This window comes from Shinella zoogloeoides, from assembly GCF_003574625.1.
In the GTDB taxonomy this organism is placed as follows: Bacteria; Pseudomonadota; Alphaproteobacteria; order Rhizobiales; family Rhizobiaceae; genus Shinella; species Shinella zoogloeoides_A.
On sequence record NZ_QNUJ01000013.1, the window covers coordinates 172056 to 187564 of the forward strand.

At 64.7% G+C, this 15509-nt stretch carries 15 protein-coding genes and 2 pseudogenes; 10 read left to right on the forward strand and 7 right to left on the reverse strand.

The window, feature by feature from the left end; genetic code table 11:
- Positions 1-61: 61 nt before the first annotated feature.
- From DSD28_RS23125 to DSD28_RS23140, 4 genes are all read right to left on the reverse strand, one after another.
- Positions 62-391: a DUF1236 domain-containing protein gene (locus DSD28_RS23125; protein ID WP_119258781.1), complete on the reverse strand. Its 330-nt coding sequence runs from the start codon at positions 389-391 to the stop codon at positions 62-64.
- A gap of 93 nt (positions 392-484) precedes the next feature.
- Positions 485-2272 (reverse strand): aspartate--tRNA ligase, encoded by a 1788-nt coding sequence (gene aspS, locus DSD28_RS23130; RefSeq protein ID WP_119258802.1) that lies wholly within the window; start codon positions 2270-2272, stop codon positions 485-487.
- Positions 2273-2566: 294 nt separating this feature from the next.
- Complete coding sequence (locus DSD28_RS23135; RefSeq protein ID WP_245424918.1) at positions 2567-3163, reverse strand: NUDIX domain-containing protein; 597 nt, start codon at positions 3161-3163, stop codon at positions 2567-2569.
- Positions 3164-3179: 16 nt separating this feature from the next.
- Entirely contained in the window at positions 3180-5294 is a 2115-nt protein-coding gene (locus DSD28_RS23140; protein WP_162911519.1) for a molybdopterin-containing oxidoreductase family protein, read from the reverse strand.
- A gap of 183 nt (positions 5295-5477) precedes the next feature.
- On the opposite strand from DSD28_RS23140, the pseudogene DSD28_RS23145 reads away from it, so the two are divergent.
- From DSD28_RS23145 to DSD28_RS23155, 3 genes and pseudogenes are all read left to right on the forward strand, one after another.
- Positions 5478-6227 (forward strand): annotated as a pseudogene (locus DSD28_RS23145) (23S rRNA (adenine(2030)-N(6))-methyltransferase RlmJ); the annotation flags it as partial.
- A gap of 26 nt (positions 6228-6253) precedes the next feature.
- On the forward strand, positions 6254-7045 hold the full coding sequence (locus DSD28_RS23150) for a ribonuclease T2 family protein (RefSeq protein ID WP_432430877.1): 792 nt from the start codon (positions 6254-6256) through the stop codon (positions 7043-7045).
- 14 nt (positions 7046-7059) lie between these two features.
- A complete protein-coding gene (locus DSD28_RS23155; protein WP_119258784.1) occupies positions 7060-7650 on the forward strand; it encodes a glutathione S-transferase family protein in 591 nt (196 codons plus the stop codon).
- 60 nt (positions 7651-7710) lie between these two features.
- Here the strand turns inward: DSD28_RS23155 and DSD28_RS23160 are convergent, their stop codons facing one another.
- The gene (locus DSD28_RS23160) at positions 7711-8343 is read right to left on the reverse strand and encodes an outer membrane protein (protein ID WP_119258785.1); all 633 of its coding nucleotides are present in this window, start codon (positions 8341-8343) and stop codon (positions 7711-7713) included.
- A 358-nt stretch (positions 8344-8701) separates the two neighbouring features.
- On the opposite strand from DSD28_RS23160, the gene DSD28_RS23165 reads away from it, so the two are divergent.
- The 5 genes from DSD28_RS23165 to DSD28_RS23185 all read left to right on the forward strand — a co-directional run bounded on the left by DSD28_RS23165 (position 8702) and on the right by DSD28_RS23185 (position 13031).
- Positions 8702-9466, forward strand: coding sequence for an SDR family oxidoreductase (locus tag DSD28_RS23165; protein WP_119258805.1), 765 nt, complete (start codon positions 8702-8704; stop codon positions 9464-9466).
- Entirely contained in the window at positions 9463-11511 is a 2049-nt protein-coding gene (gene uvrC / locus DSD28_RS23170) for an excinuclease ABC subunit UvrC (protein WP_119258786.1), read from the forward strand. Before DSD28_RS23165 ends, uvrC begins: the two co-directional genes overlap by 4 nt.
- 202 nt (positions 11512-11713) lie before the next feature.
- The gene (gene pgsA, locus DSD28_RS23175) at positions 11714-12298 is read left to right on the forward strand and encodes a CDP-diacylglycerol--glycerol-3-phosphate 3-phosphatidyltransferase (protein WP_119258787.1); all 585 of its coding nucleotides are present in this window, start codon (positions 11714-11716) and stop codon (positions 12296-12298) included.
- Between the two features lies 1 nt (position 12299).
- A complete protein-coding gene (gene moaD, locus DSD28_RS23180; RefSeq protein WP_119258788.1) occupies positions 12300-12554 on the forward strand; it encodes a molybdopterin converting factor subunit 1 in 255 nt (84 codons plus the stop codon).
- A 3-nt stretch (positions 12555-12557) separates the two neighbouring features.
- A complete protein-coding gene (locus DSD28_RS23185) occupies positions 12558-13031 on the forward strand; it encodes a molybdenum cofactor biosynthesis protein MoaE (protein ID WP_119258789.1) in 474 nt (157 codons plus the stop codon).
- A gap of 182 nt (positions 13032-13213) precedes the next feature.
- Here the strand turns inward: DSD28_RS23185 and DSD28_RS23190 are convergent, their stop codons facing one another.
- Positions 13214-14110, reverse strand: a complete 897-nt coding sequence (locus DSD28_RS23190) for a branched-chain amino acid ABC transporter permease (protein WP_119258790.1) — start codon at positions 14108-14110, stop codon at positions 13214-13216.
- 64 nt (positions 14111-14174) lie between these two features.
- Here DSD28_RS23190 and DSD28_RS23195 point away from each other — a divergent pair, with 64 nt between their 5' ends.
- On the forward strand, positions 14175-14729 hold the full coding sequence (locus tag DSD28_RS23195; RefSeq protein ID WP_119258791.1) for a CGNR zinc finger domain-containing protein: 555 nt from the start codon (positions 14175-14177) through the stop codon (positions 14727-14729).
- Positions 14726-15229 (forward strand): hypothetical protein, encoded by a 504-nt coding sequence (locus tag DSD28_RS23200; protein WP_119258792.1) that lies wholly within the window; start codon positions 14726-14728, stop codon positions 15227-15229. The genes DSD28_RS23195 and DSD28_RS23200 overlap by 4 nt, the downstream gene beginning before the upstream one ends.
- 174 nt (positions 15230-15403) lie before the next feature.
- Here the strand turns inward: DSD28_RS23200 and DSD28_RS26510 are convergent.
- Positions 15404-15509, reverse strand: a pseudogene (locus DSD28_RS26510) (IS110 family transposase); the annotation flags it as partial.

The following is a 15509-nucleotide window of genomic DNA, read 5'->3' on the forward strand; positions in this document are numbered from 1 at the left end:
AACACGAAAGCCCGGAGCATCGCTCCGGGCTTTCTCTTTTTCGGCCATGCCGAAGGAAGGGTTATTCGAGAACCTGGATGACGGTCCGCGTCTGCGGATTCACGATCACCCGGTGCTCGTTGACGATGGTGTAGGCGTAGTCGGGCTGGCCGTCGATGGCGTGGATTTCCACCGCATCGGGAACGACCTTCCCGACCAGGACATCGCCTTCATAGGGCACCGAGGGAATGTCCTGTTCCAGAACGTAGGTACGGACTTCGCCCGGGATGACGACGGTCGATTCCGTCGTAACCGGGTCGGACTCCTGCACGATCACCGTATCCTGGGCATAGGCCGAGGCGGACAGCGACAGAAGCGCCGCCGCGGAGACAAGGATAAGCCTGTTGCGCATGTTCGTTCTCCTGTGTTGACGGGAGAAGAACGGCGTCAGCGCCCGACTGTTCCGGGCGGCGGGAACGGCAAGGCCCTTCCCGCCCTCCAGATATCAGTCCTTCTTGGACGGAACGACGCGCAGCGCCAGTTCCCGAAGCTGCGTCGGCGTTGCCGGCGACGGAGCGTTCATCAGGAGGTCCTGCGCCTGCTGGTTCATCGGGAACAGCGAGATTTCGCGCAGGTTCTTCGCGCCGACGAGCAGCATGACGACACGGTCGATGCCGAAGGCGCAGCCGCCGTGCGGCGGGGCACCGTACTGGAAGGCACGGTAGAGGCCGCCGAAGCGCTCTTCCACGTCGCCCTGCGAGAGGCCAACCTTCTCGAAGGCCTTGACCATCAGTTCCGGCGACTGGTTACGGATCGAGCCCGAAGCGATCTCGAAGCCGTTGCAGACCGCGTCGTACTGGTAGGCCTTGAGTTCCAGCGGATCCTTGCTGTCGAAGGCTTCGAGGCCGCCCTGCGGCATCGAGAAGGGGTTGTGCGCGAAGTCGATCTTCTTTTCGTCTTCGTTGTATTCGTAGAACGGGAAGTCGACGATCCAGCACATTTCGAAGCGGTCGCGATCGACGAGGTTCAGTTCCTCGCCGGCGCGGGTGCGGGCTTCGCCGGCGAACTTGTAGAACTTGGCCGGGTCGCCGGCGACGAAGAAGCAGGCGTCGCCATCATCGAGGCCGAGCTGCGTGCGGATGGCTTCCGTGCGCTCTTCGCCGATGTTCTTGGCGAGCGGGCCTGCGCCCTCCAGCTTTTCGGCTTCCTTGCGCCAGAAGATGTAGCCGAGGCCGGGCTGACCGGTCGACTGCGCCCAGGCGTTCATGCGGTCGCAGAAAGCGCGGCTGCCGCCGGTCTTGGCCGGGATCGCCCAGACTTCGACCTTCGGGTTCGACGCGATCATGTTCGCGAAGACCTTGAAGCCGGAGCCGGCGAAATGCTCGGTGACGGCCTGCATGACGATGGGGTTGCGCAGGTCCGGCTTGTCGGAGCCGTATTTGCGGATCGCTTCATCGTAAGGAATACGCGGCCACTCCTTCGTGACGGGCTTGCCTTCGGCAAACTCCTCGAAGACGGCCGTCATCATCGGTTCCATCGTCTGCCAGACGTCTTCCTGGGTGACGAAGCTCATTTCGACGTCGAGCTGGTAGAATTCGCCCGGCAGGCGGTCGGCGCGCGGGTCTTCGTCGCGGAAGCACGGCGCGATCTGGAAGTAGCGGTCGAAACCGGCGACCATCAGCAGCTGCTTGTACTGCTGCGGGGCCTGCGGCAGGGCGAAGAACTTGCCCTCATGGATGCGCGACGGCACGAGGAAGTCGCGCGCGCCCTCGGGCGAGGAAGCCGTGAGGATCGGGGTCGTGTATTCGGCAAAGCCGGCCTCGCCCATGCCCTTGCGCATGGCGGAGATGATCTGCGTGCGCTTGACGATGTTCCGGTGCAGCGTTTCGCGGCGCAGGTCGATGAAGCGGTACTTGAGGCGGACGTCTTCCGGATATTCCGGCTCGCCGAAGACCGGCAGCGGCAGCTCCTTGGCGGCCGACAGGACTTCGATGTCCTGCGCGTAAAGCTCGATCTCGCCGGTCGGCATGCCCTTGTTGACCGTATCCTCGGTGCGCGCCTTGACGAGGCCGTCGATGCGGATCACCCATTCGCCGCGCACCGTCTCGGCCTTCTTGAAGGCCGGGGAATCGGGGTCGGCGACGACCTGCGTGATGCCGTAATGGTCGCGCAGGTCGATGAAGAGCACGCCGCCGTGATCTCGAACGCGGTGAACCCAGCCGGAAAGACGGACGGTCTCACCGACATCGGACTTGCGGAGAGCGGCGCAGGTGTGGCTGCGGTAACGGTGCATCGTGGTATCCTGAAATGCTGACAGGCCGCGCGGGAAGGTCCCGGCGCAGCTACCCAAGAAAATCGCGCGGAAAAGCGCATGGTGGCGGCCGTTTGTCAAGGCTTGGCGGGCGAGCGCCTTGGTGCCCGCCCTCATCCGGCCTGCCGGCCACCTTCTCCCCGCAAGCGGGGCGAAGGGGATATGCCGCCCTCTTTTCCCCAAGCAAGAACCTTTCGCGGGGCACGTTCCCTCTCCCCGCTTGCGGGGAGAGGGTTAGGGTGAGGGGCAAAGCCGCAGGGAATCACTTGCCATGTCTCAGGCGAACGCCTCGCGATTCAACATCAACCATTGCAACATCATGATCGTCTTGGAATCGACGATGCCGCCGGTGGCGATCAGGGCGCAGGCCTCGTCGATGGGCATTTCGACGATCTCGATATCCTCGCCCTCGCCGTCCACGCCGCCGCCCTTGCCGTCGCGCCTGGCGCTATCGATATGGGCGGCGAAGCAGGAGACATGCTCCGTCAGCGTGCCGGGGCTGGGATACATGTCGAAGACGTGGCGCAGGTCGCTGACGGCGTAGCCCGTTTCCTCCATCGCCTCTCGGCTGATGGCATCTTCCGGGCTGTCGTCGTCAAGAAGGCCGGCAGGTATTTCGAGGAGGAAACCGTCCGGGTGGCCACCGAGGAAGGCGCCGGGGCGGAACTGGCGCACCAGCACGACCGTCTGGCGCACCGGATCGACGAGGAGGATCGCCGCTGCGGCACCGTGGTCGTGCACCTCGCGGTCGAGGAACTCGACCCGGCCGTCGGCGCGGGTCTGCTCGAGGACGAGGGTGCGCAAATGGATGAAACGCTTCCAGACCGTCTGCTGCTCGACGATACGGACGGACGACTGCTTTTCTGCGGACATGGAATACCCTTCGGCGTCAGGCCTTGCGCAGCCAGACATGGTTGTCGTGGAAGGCCGCGCCGCCATAGGGCGCGATGGGATCGGCGCCGGTCAGCACGTTGATGCCCTCCCCGTCGAGATGGGCGGAATTCGGCCAGATGCCTTCGGCGATGAGCACTCCGGGCTTGGCTTCCACCGTCACCTTCGCATGCAGGCGGATATCACCGCGCCGGTTGCCGAGGTGCACGATATCGCCCGGCTCGATGCCCTCAGCCGCCGCGTCCTCGGGGTGGATCATCACCTCCGGCCGCCCTTCCCGCTCGCGCGAGCTCTTGCCTTCCGAAAAGGTGGAGTTGAGGAAGGTGCGGGCGGGCGATGTCGCGAGGCGGAACGGATGGTCGGCATCCGCCGTCTCGATCACGGTCACATAATCCGGGAAGGCCGGCAGCGCCTCGTGCGGGCCGAAGGCGCCGAGCACCTTCGGCGGCTTGTTGGGAGCCGGCGTGTTGGTCCAGTTCGGGCGGAAGCGGAACCTGCCGTCGGGGAAGCCGAAGCCCTTGGAAAAATGCGCCGTCTCGAAATCCGGCTGGCAGTCGATCCACTTCTCTTCTTTCAGCCCGTCGAAATCCATCTCGTAATAGGGCAGCATGCGGGTGATGTGCTGCTGCTCGGACAGGCCGAAGCCCGGCAGGCCGGCGATGCCGAGGCGCCTTGCCAGTTCCTCGATGACGAAGAGGTTGGTGCGCACGGTCGCCGGCGGCTCGACGAGCTTGGGGCCGAGCAGGATGTGCTGGTGGCCGCCGCCACGATAGATGTCGTCATGCTCGACGAACATGGTGGCGGGCAGAACGATATCGGCGAGCTTTGCCGTATCGGTCATGAACTGCTCATGCACGGCGACGAAGAGGTCGTCGCGCAGGAAACCCTCCTTCACGAGGCGCTGTTCGGGCGCGACATTCGCGGGGTTGGTATTCTGGATCAGCATGGCGGTGACCGGGCCGCGATCGCGTAGCGCGACGGCATCGCCCGTCAGGATGCGGCCGATCTGCGACTGGTCGAGCATGCGGATATCGGGGTCGACGAATTTCGCGCCGGTCAGCTCGCCCTTGCGCAGATGGAAGATGCTGGAATTGCTGTGGAATGCACCGCCGCCCTCATATTGCCAGGAGCCGAGAACCGTGGCGACGGAAAGCGCGGCATGCATGGAGACCGCGCCGTTGCGGCTGCGGGTGAAGCCGTAGCCGAGGCGGAAGAAGCTTCTCTTCGTCCTCCCGACGAGCGCGGCGAAGGCCTCGATCTCCTCGACGGCAAGGCCGGTGATGTCGGCCGCCCATTGCGGATTGCGGGTCGCGAGATGGGCTTCGAGGCCGGCCGGATCGTCGGCGAACTTTTCCATATAGGCGCGGTCGGCATAGCCGTCGCGGAAGGCGACATGCATGACGGCGCAGGCGAGCGCGGCGTCGGTGCCCGGCTTGAGCTTCAGCGCGAGGTCGGCCTGCTTCATCGTCGGGTTGTCATAGACGTCGATGACGACGATCTTCGCGCCCCGCTCCTTGCGCGCCTTCACGGCATGGGTCATCACGTTGACCTGCGTGGAGACGGCATTGGTGCCCCAGATCACCACGCAGTCGGACTTCGCCATCTCGCGCGGATCGGGGCCGCGCAGCGTGCCGGCGCCCATGGTAAAGCCCGTCCAGGCCGGATTGGTACAGATGGAATCGAAGAAGCCGGAATAGCGTTTCGCATGGCGCAGGCGCTCGATGGAATCGCGCTGCACGAGGCCCATCGTGCCGGCGTAATAATAGGGCCAGACCGCCTCCGTGCCATGCGCCTGCTCGGCCTTGACGAAGGCTTCGGCGATGGCGTCGAGCGCGGCTTCCCAGGAGATGTCGGCCCATTCGCCGCTGCCCTTGGCGCCCTTGCGGACGAGTGGCTTCATCAGCCGGTCGGGATGGTAGAGGCGTTCGGCATAACGGGCGACCTTGGCGCAGATGACGCCGGCCGTGTAGCTGTTGTCGGCACTACCCCTGACGCGGCCCATGCGACCTTCCGCATCGATCTCGATATCGAGCGCGCAGGTGGAGGGACAGTCGTGCGGGCAGGCCGAATGGCCGATCCGCGGTTTTCCGAGATGAGGGGTCGCAACGTTCATGGCTTTTCTATATTGCAGAGCGCAAACGGCCAAAAGGCAAAACGTTCTACCATCGCAACAATTCATCGACGCATCATTGCGGACGATCCCGGGCAGCGCTCCATGAACTACCGACACATCTACCACGCCGGCAATTTCGCGGATGTGCTGAAACATGCCGTGCTCGCCCGCCTCGTCACCTATATGCAGGGGAAGGACAAGGCCTTCCGCGTGCTCGATACCCATGCGGGCATCGGCCTCTACGACCTTTCCAGCGAGGAGGCGCAAAAGACCGGCGAATGGCGCGACGGCATCGGCCGGCTGCTGGAAGGCGACATGCCGGCGACGGTCGCCGTCATCCTTGAACCTTATCTCAAGGTCATTCAGGAACTGAATCCGCAGGGCGGGCTAACCCATTATCCCGGCTCGCCAAAGCTCGCCCGCATGCTGTTCCGCCCGCAGGACCGGCTTTCGGCCATGGAACTGCATCCGGACGACTACGAGACCCTGCATCGCCTCTTCGACGGCGATTTCCAGAGCCGCGTCACCCATCTCGACGGCTGGCTTTCGCTTGGCGCGCATCTGCCGCCGAAGGAGAAGCGTGGCATCGTGCTGGTCGATCCGCCCTTCGAGATCGAGGGCGAATACGAGCGGCTGATCGACGGGCTGGAAAAGGCCGTGCGGCGCTTTGCCGGCGGGGTCTATTGCCTGTGGTATCCGCTCAAGAAGAACGCGCCGATCCCCGCCTTCCACAAGGCGCTGAAGGAGACGGGCATTGCCAAGATGCTCTGCGCCGAGCTTACCGTGAGGAGTGACCGGGAGACGACGGGGCTGACGGGGTCCGGCCTCATCGTGGTCAACCCGCCCTTCACGCTGAAGCAGGAGCTCGACGTGCTGCTGCCCTTCCTCAAGGAGCGGCTGGCGCAGGATCGTTTCGCTTCGGCGCGCGCCTTCTGGCTTGCGGGAGAAGCGAAGGCCTCTTGACCTTTGGCGTTCGGCGGCAACAATCGCGCGCCGAACCGGGAGACCTTCATGACATCCTTGCCCGCGGCCGCGCCATGATGCGGCGGCCCTCCTCCATCCTCGTCCCGCTGCTCCTCGCCGGCATGGCCGCGCTTTCCGGCTGCGGCGAGGAAAAGCCGACCGGGAAGGCCAAGCCCGAGACGAATCATGCCGCGCCGGAAAAGCGGGCACAGGCGCCGCTCGGCAAGGGCTTCGACTTCTACGTCCTCTCGCTCTCCTGGTCGCCGACCTGGTGCGCGGACAACGATGCCGACGGCAGAACGCAGCAGTGCCGCCGCGGCGAGAACAACGGCTTCATCGTGCACGGGCTCTGGCCACAGAACGAGCGCGGCTATCCGGAATATTGTCCGACGCGGGAATCGGACCGCGTGCCGGAAAGCCTCGGGCGCACCGTTCTCGACATCATCCCCTCGATGGGCCTGGTCGGCCACGAATGGCGCAAGCACGGCAGTTGCTCGGGCCTTTCCCAGAAGGATTATTTCGCCACGGTGCGCGCCGCCTTCGAGCGCATTCGCATTCCGGCCGAGGCGAGCCGAGGCGGCCGTCGTCTTTCGCCCGACACGGTGGAAAGCACCTTCATCGCCGCCAATCCCGGGCTCGACCCCAAGGGCATCGCCGTCACCTGCGAGGACGGCCGACTGGAGGAGGTCCGCGTCTGCATGACGGCAGACCTTGCCTTCCGCACCTGTCCCGTCGTCGACCGGGCCGCCTGCCGCGCCCAGTCCATCGAACAACCGCCCATCCGCTAGAACAGGAACCGCCCATGAAGATCTTCTATTCCGATGCCTCGCCCTATTCCACCAAGGTGCGCATGGCCGCCCATTATGCCGGCCTTCCGGTCGAGGCTGTCGTCGTCGACACCAATGCGAACCCGGCCGAGCTGCTGGCCGCCAATCCGCTCGGCAAGATCCCGACGCTTCTCACCGACGACGGGCTCGCCGTCTACGACAGCCGGGCGATCATGAACTATATCGACCGCCAGACGCGCGGCGCGCTCTATCCGCGCAATGCCGCCAAGCGCACAGAGGTCGACGTGCTGGAGGCGACCGCCGACGGCATCTGCGACAGCCTGCTCTCCATCGTCTACGAACGCCGCACGCGGCCGGAGGACAAGGTCCACCAGCCCTGGATCGATCGCCAGTGGCAGAAAGTCGAGCGCGCGCTCGATCACCTCGAAGCCAACATGCCGCGCCTCGGCAAGAAACCGCATGCCGGCCACTTCGCCCTCGCCGCCATGCTGCGCTACATCGAGATGCGCTTCGCCGGAAAATGGCAGCGCGGCCGGCCGAAGCTGAAGCGCTACCTCACCCGCTTCGAAACCGTCTTCCCCGACTATACGATGTTCAAGGGCTGAACGCATACAAAAAGGCCGGGCTTTCGCCCGGCCTTTCCGCATTCCTGAGCCTGTCTGGGCTTAGAACTTCACGCCCATACCGACGCGGATGCTGTGGTCTTCGAAGCCGGTCTTCTGAGCGGCGCCACGGAAATTCTTCTTGCCGTAGTCGGTGTAGCGGTATTCGACGCGAGCGGTAACGTTGTCGGTGACGAAAGCTTCCACACCTGCACCGGCCGTCAGGCCGAGCATGGTCGCGTCGTCCTTGCCGGCAGCGCTCTTAACCTCGAAGTTCGAGGCCGCAACACCAGCCGTGCCGTAAACCAGAACCGGGTTCAGATCGACGCCGACGCGGCCGCGAATCGAGCCGTTGGCGCCCTGCTTGGCCTTGAAGCCGTTGGCCGAGTTATCGACACCCGAATAATTCAGGTCGGCTTCGCCGCCATAGACCATCTGGCCGCTCTGCATGTTGTAACCGCCATAGACGCCGCCGCCGAAGCCGTGCGCGCGGTTCTTGCCCTGGCCGTTGAACTTGCCGTTCTGCCAGGTGGCGGTGCCACCGAGATAGGCGCCCGACCAGTTCTTGACGACCGGCTCGGAATATTCGGCGGCCGGAGCCTGCGGAACTTCGTCGATGGCGTCGGCAGCGTGAGCGGCCTGGAAGGCGACCATCGAAACGGTCGAAGCGACGAGGGTAGCGATAAGTGTACGCATGTTATTCTCCTTTACTAAACGACGCCCTCTCTGGGAGGCTGACGGGCGTCGTCATTTCCAATTCAGTCCCGCCCGGTTGAGGTGAAATTGAATAAAGATTGAGGAAATGAAAGAGCCAAAATGTGAAATTATTATGGCGGACACGCGGCACAAATTGGATGTGACTTTTGAACAACAGGTAATTCATTAACCACGATTTCAATCATTGAAGAATACGGTAAAATATACTTAAAATTACTTTGAAGTCGCCTCTGCGGTTAATTTTTCCGCAACCAATTTTCCGGGGGAGTTTAAGCCTGCGCAGAGATGTCTATATCTTGGGCCGGTTAATCAAATGAATCGGCAGGACGGACTTTTCTTGAAGCAGCCCTTGAAAACGGCCCTCGTGACGGGCGGCGCAAAGCGTATCGGCAAGGCCATCGTGGACGATCTCGCGGCCCATGGTTTTGCCGTCGCCATCCATGCAAACAGGTCCCTGGAGGACGCCGAGGACATGGTCCGCGGGCTCGCCGGACGGGGCGTCAGGGCGGTCGCGGTGCAATGCGATCTCGCGGTCGGCGCGGCGACGGCGCGACTGATGGACCGCGTCAACGACGCTCTCGGCCCGATCGACCTTCTCGTCAACAATGCCTCGCTGTTCAAGCCCGACACCGTGGTGGCCTTCGACGACGACTTGTGGGACCGGCATTTCGCCGTGCACGTTAAGGCGCCGTCGATCCTTGCGCGCGATTTCGCCCGGCAGCTTCCCGAGGGGCATGCGGGCTCGATCGTCAACATCATCGACCAGCGCGTCTGGAATCCGACGCCGCGTTACTATTCCTATACGCTCTCCAAGTCCGCTCTCTGGATGGCGACACGGACCATGGCGCAGAGCTTTGCGCCGCGGGTGCGGGTTAATGCCATCGGCCCCGGCCCCTCCCTGCCGAACGAGCGCCAGGACGATGCCGCCTTTCAGGCGCAGGTGGAGGGATTGATCCTCCGCCGCGGCCCCTCGCTGGAGGAATTCGGCCGCACAGTTCGCTTTTTGTTCGACACGCCGTCCATTACGGGGCAAATGATAGCGCTCGACGGCGGGCAGCATCTCGCCTGGGAAACACCCGATGTCGGGGGAATAGCGGAATGAACGGCCGGAAGGTGGAGGATGGCGGCATCCTCTATGACGAAAACGAGACCGACGAGGAAGACGAGCTTCAGGAAAGCCCGCCCGAAGGCAGCGCCGCGCCCGCCATCGCCACCCCGGGCATAGACTGGAACGAGGGCGGCGACGTGCCGGAGGGCCTCATCGGCGCCGAGTTGATCCAGGCCTTCGTCAAGCGCCTGCCGAACAGCCCCGGCGTCTACCGCATGTTCAATGCGGACGGCGACGTGCTTTATGTCGGCAAGGCGCGCAGCCTGAAGAAGCGCGTCACCAACTACGCGCAGGGCCGCGGCCATTCCAACCGCATCACGCAGATGATTCGCCTGACGGCGAACATGGAATTCGTCACCACGCGCACCGAGACCGAGGCGCTGCTGCTGGAGGCGAACCTCATCAAGCGGCTGCGCCCGCGCTTCAACGTGCTGCTGCGCGACGACAAGTCCTTCCCCTATATCCTCGTGACGGGCGACAGCCGCGCGCCGGCGATCTTCAAGCATCGCGGCGCGCGCAGCCGCAAGGGCGATTATTTCGGCCCCTTCGCCTCGGCGGGCGCGGTGGGGCGCACCATCAACTCGCTGCAGCGTGCCTTCCTGCTGCGCACCTGCACCGACAGCGTCTTCGAGACGCGCACGCGGCCGTGCCTGCTCTACCAGATCAAGCGCTGTTCCGGCCCCTGCACCCATGAGATCAGCGACCGGGACTATGCCGAACTGGTGCAGGAGGCCGAGGACTTCCTTTCCGGCAAGAGCCAGAAGGTAAAGACCCACATGGCCGAGGCCATGAACGCCGCGGCCGAGGACCTCGATTTCGAGCGCGCCGCCGTCTATCGCGACCGGCTGGCGGCGCTTTCCCACGTCCAGAGCCATCAGGGCATCAACCCGGCCGGCGTGGAGGAGGCGGACGTCTTCGCCATCCATCACGAAGGCGGCGTCTCCTGCATCCAGGTCTTCTTCTTCCGCACCGGGCAGAACTGGGGCAACCGCGCCTATTTCCCCAAGGCCGATCCGCAGCTTACCGGGGCGGAGGTGCTGAACGCCTTCCTCGCCCAGTTCTACGACGACAAGCCCTGTCCGCGGCAAATCCTGCTCTCCGAACCGGTCGAGGAGATCGACCTCCTCTCGCAGGCGCTTTCCGAGCGCTCGGGGCACAAGGTCGCAATCTCCGTGCCGCAGCGCGGCGAGAAGAAGGACCTCGTCGACCATGTGGTGGCCAATGCCCGCGAGGCGCATGGCCGCAAGCTGGCAGAGACTGCCTCGCAGTCGCGTCTGCTCGAAGGCTTCGCCGCGACCTTCAAGCTGCCCTATGTGCCGCGCCGCATCGAAATCTATGACAACTCGCATATCATGGGCACCAATGCCGTGGGTGGCATGGTGGTGGCGGGGCCGGAAGGCTTCGTGAAGGGCCAGTACCGCAAGTTCAACATCAAATCGACCGACATCACGCCCGGCGACGACTTCGGCATGATGAAGGAAGTGATGACCCGGCGCTTCTCCCGTCTCATCAAGGAAGAGGGCCTGCCGGACCGCAACGCCGACCAGAGCGCGGATGCGGCGGACCTGCCCTTCCCCGCCTGGCCCGACGTCATCCTCATCGACGGCGGCCAAGGCCAGATGACCGCGGTACGCGCCATCCTTGAAGAACTCGGCATCACGGATCAGGTGATCGCCATCGGCGTCGCCAAGGGCGCGGACCGCGAGGCGGGGCGCGAGCGCTTCTTCATGAAGGGCATTCCCGACTTCTCGCTGCCGCCGCGCGATCCGGTGCTCTATTTCGTGCAGCGCCTGCGCGACGAGGCGCACCGCTTCGCCATCGGCTCGCACCGGGCGCGGCGCAAGAAGGAGATGGTCAAGAACCCGCTCGACGAGATCGCCGGCATCGGCCCGACGAGGAAGCGCGCCCTGCTCCAGCATTTCGGCACCGCCAAGGCCGTCTCCCGTGCCGCGATGGCGGACCTGATGGCGGTCGGCGGCATTTCGGAAAGCGTCGCCCGCCTCGTCTACAATCATTTCCACGACGACGCGGCCGGCTGACGGCCGGCGTGCAGCTTCCCCATGCCGACGAAAATGGCGGGCCGATCCGGAGAAAAGTGGAGTTTTCTTCACCGGAAACCGGGCCGCAGGGAGCGGCATTGCGCCGCCCTCCGCAAATTCGCCAAGAATTGCCGGAAACAAAGGTTGACGTTGCTGTCACAAAGACCTCATCTAGCCGTAAACTGACGAGACCGAAGAATCCATGGCTTCCCGCGCATATAGCATCCCGAACCTCCTCACCTACGGCCGCATCCTGGCCGTTCCGCTGATCGTCCTCTGCTTCTTCATCGAAGGGCGGCTGGAGTCGTCGGACTTTGCGCGCTGGACGGCCTTCTGGCTGTTCGTCGCGGCGTCCATCACCGACTATCTCGACGGCTATCTCGCCCGCATCTGGAACCAGACGTCCAATATCGGCCGCATGCTGGACCCGATCGCCGACAAGCTGCTCGTCGCCTCGGTGCTGCTGCTGATGGCCGCGGACGGAACCATCGCCGGCTGGACGATCTGGGCGGCGATCATCATCCTGTGCCGCGAGATTCTCGTTTCGGGCCTGCGCGAATATCTCGCCGACCTCAAGGTGAGCGTTCCCGTGACGCGCATCGCCAAGTGGAAGACGACGATCCAGATGCTCGCCATCGGCTTCCTGCTGGCCGGCCCCGCCGGCGACAAGGTGCTGCCCTATACGACCGAGATCGGCATCGTGCTGCTCTGGGTCGCCGCCGCCATCACCATGTATACGGGCTACGACTATTTCCGCGCCGGCCTGAAGCATATCGTGGACGAGTGAGATGACGCGGCTCGTCTACTTCGCCTGGGTGCGCGAACGGATCGGCAAGGGCGAGGAAGACATCGACCTGCCGGCCTCCGTGACCACCGGCGGCGAACTCCTGCGCTATCTCAAGACGCTCGGCGAGGACTATGCCCATGCGCTGGAGCACGACAAGGTCATCCGCATCGCGATCAACCAGGAACATGTCGAGCACGACGAGCCGATTGCCGGCGCCCGGGAGATCGCCCTCTTCCCGCCGATGACGGGAGGCTGAGCCGTGACCGGCCGCGCCCCGGCACCGGTCACCGTGCGTGTCCAGACGGACGATTTCGACATTGCGGCCGAGACGGCACGGCTAACGGATGGACAGGCAGCAGCGGGCGCCATCGTGACCTTCACGGGCCTCTGCCGTGACGAGGGCGGACGGCTTTCCGCGCTGGAACTGGAGCATTATCCGGGCATGGCGGAAGCCGAGATCGGCCGCATCTGCCATGAGGCCGTCGAACGCTTCTCCCTCCTCGGCATCGCCGCCATCCACCGCGTCGGCAGGATCGCGCCCGGCGAAAACATCGTCCTCGTCATCGCCGCCGCACCGCACCGCCACGCCGCCTTCGACGGCGCCTCCTTCGTCATGGATTACCTGAAGACTTCCGCGCCCTTCTGGAAGAAGGAGCACTTTTCCGACGGAAGCGAAGGCGGCTGGGTCGATGCCAAGGAGAGCGACGACCGGGCGCGGGGGAAGTGGTCCTAGCGGGACGGTTGCCGTCGTGACGGCGGATGAGTCCTCGGACCAAACCCGAGGACGACGCAAGAAGAAAGACCCTACAATCGAGGCTCTTCACTCTTGCTGCACCGTTCGATGGTCGGGCGCCTTTCCTCCCCCTCCGTCATTCTTGGGCTCGACCCGAGGATCCCCACCCCGCGGCACGCCCGCTACGGCACCAGCCGCTCCCGCCGGAAGATCACCAGCAGCAGCACCAGCCCGGAAAAGATCACCAGGTCCCGCCAGAGGAATGCGCCATAGGCGCTCCAGACGGTTTCGGCCAGGCCCATCGCGGCCCCGCCGAGCGCGGAGCGGAGCGGCGCCCCTGCCCCGCCGATGGCGGCGATGAAGAGCACCTTGACACCGAAGACCATGGCGGCGCCGAAATCCATGTTGCCATAGTAGGAGACGGCGAGAATGCCGGTGATGCTGGCGATCAGCGCCGCCGCGGCATAGGCCGTCAGGAATATCGCGCCCGCATCGACGCCGCAGAGCGCCGCCGCCGCGCGGTCCTGCGACACCGCTCGCCAGCGCCGGCCCCAGGCCGAGCGGACGAGGAAGGTGTGGCCGATGGCGACGATGGCCACCATGGTGGCCGTGTTGACGAGCTGCAGGACGGTCAGCACCACGGGAAAGCCGGGATTGTCCCAGAAGACGACACGTGTGCCGAGCAGCGGCGGCAGCCAGAGGCTTTTCGTATCGGAGGCGAGCCGCGCGGTCTCCATCAGCACCAGCACGATGCCGAGCGCGGCGACCACGACCGTATTGTCCGAGGAAAAGGCGAGCGGCCGCATGACATGGCGCCCGATGAGAAGGCCCGCGCCGACGCCGTAGAGCAGCGCCGCGGCCGCACCGAAGGCGAGCGCGGCCGGCAGGACCAGCCAGAGCCGCGTCCAGCCGACGCTGGCGAAAAGCACGAACATCTGCGCCGCGAAGGCGAAGAGCGCACCATAGGCCACATCTGCCCGGCGCGTGACCGCGAAGGCAATGGAATAGCCGAAGGCGAGCGCCGCATAGAGCGCGGCCACGGGCGCGGCATTGGCGATCTGCTGGAGAAAGTAGGCCATGGCGGCTCCCGCAATTTTTCAGAATTATAACTGGTAAAATTGCGTTTACCAGTTAGAATATCGCATGACCTTTTCCTGGACCCCGCATCGCTTTTCCGGTGGCGTGCTTGCGCTCGATGTCGCCAATTCCGTCGTGCTGCGCGCCGATCCCGCACGCCGGATCGACCGTTTCGCCGATCCGGCGGTGATGGATGCCTTTGCCGCCGGCGCGAACCGGCACGGGGCGGAGCGCGCCCTCCTCGGCCCGCTGGAGCCCGTTGCCCCGGAGGCGCGCGCGGGGCTGGTCAGGCTTCGCGAGGCGATAGACCGGCATTTTCGCGCCGAGGTGGCGACCGGCACAAGGCCGGCGCTGCTCGCCGATCTGCTGGAGGCGGCGGCCGCGACGCTGCGCCTTTCGGGCGAAAGGCCGCAGGCGCTCGATACCGCGACGGCGCGCTCGGCCCTGCTGCTGATCGCCCGGCCGGAGCCGGAGCGGCTGAAGATCTGCCCGAACTGCGGGTGGCTCTTCCTCGACCGCAGCCGCAACCGCTCGCGCGCGTGGTGTGACATGGCGGTCTGCGGCAACCGCGCGAAGGCGAGCCGGCATTACCGCCGCAATCGCGAGGAGGTGCGACCATGAGGAAATATCTGGCGATCCTGCTGCCGCTTGCCCTTGCGCTCGCCGCCTGCCAGCGCGAGACGGGCAGCGATCCCTTGAAGCTGACGGGCAAGATGTTCGTCTTCAACTACCGCCTCGCCTATGCGACCTATCTCGTCACGCTGGAGCAGATGACGCCCCTGCCCGACGGCACCGTCGTCAAGGCGGAATTCGAGAACCCGGCGGGCGGCGCGCCGCTGACGCTGGAGCGCAGGATCTTTCCCAACCTGCCGAAGGTAGTGCTGGAAAGCCCGGACGTGACCTGCGTGAAGAAGGCGCGGCCCTACAAGGTGACGATCGCGGTGGTGGGGCCGGACGGCGGCACGCTGCAATCGATCGAGACGCAGGTGACGTCGAGCGCCGACCAGAGCATCCTGCCGGCAAAGGCCCTTGTCGTCGGCCCCGGCTACGACAAGAATCCCGAGGTCTTCAAGGACGGCAAGGCGCCCGCGCATTTCGAAATGGCGAAGTGCTCCAAGTAAAGCGGTCCTTCGGCCACGGCTCCATAGAGCCGATAGAATCCCGAAACCTCTCCTCCGTAATGCTCGGGCTTGACCCGAGCATCCATCCACCGGGTGCAGCATGGCCCCTCGGCTCAAGGCCGAGGGTGACGCCCGTGGGCGGGACGGCGTTCTAGACAAACAAAAGCAACGGTGTTAGGCGTCAAGCGCCGTTGCTCTATGCTCTCGCATTCTGGCGTTGAGAATGACGATCATCTTGCGCATGACGGCGACGATTGCGACCTTTCCCGGCTTGCCCTTT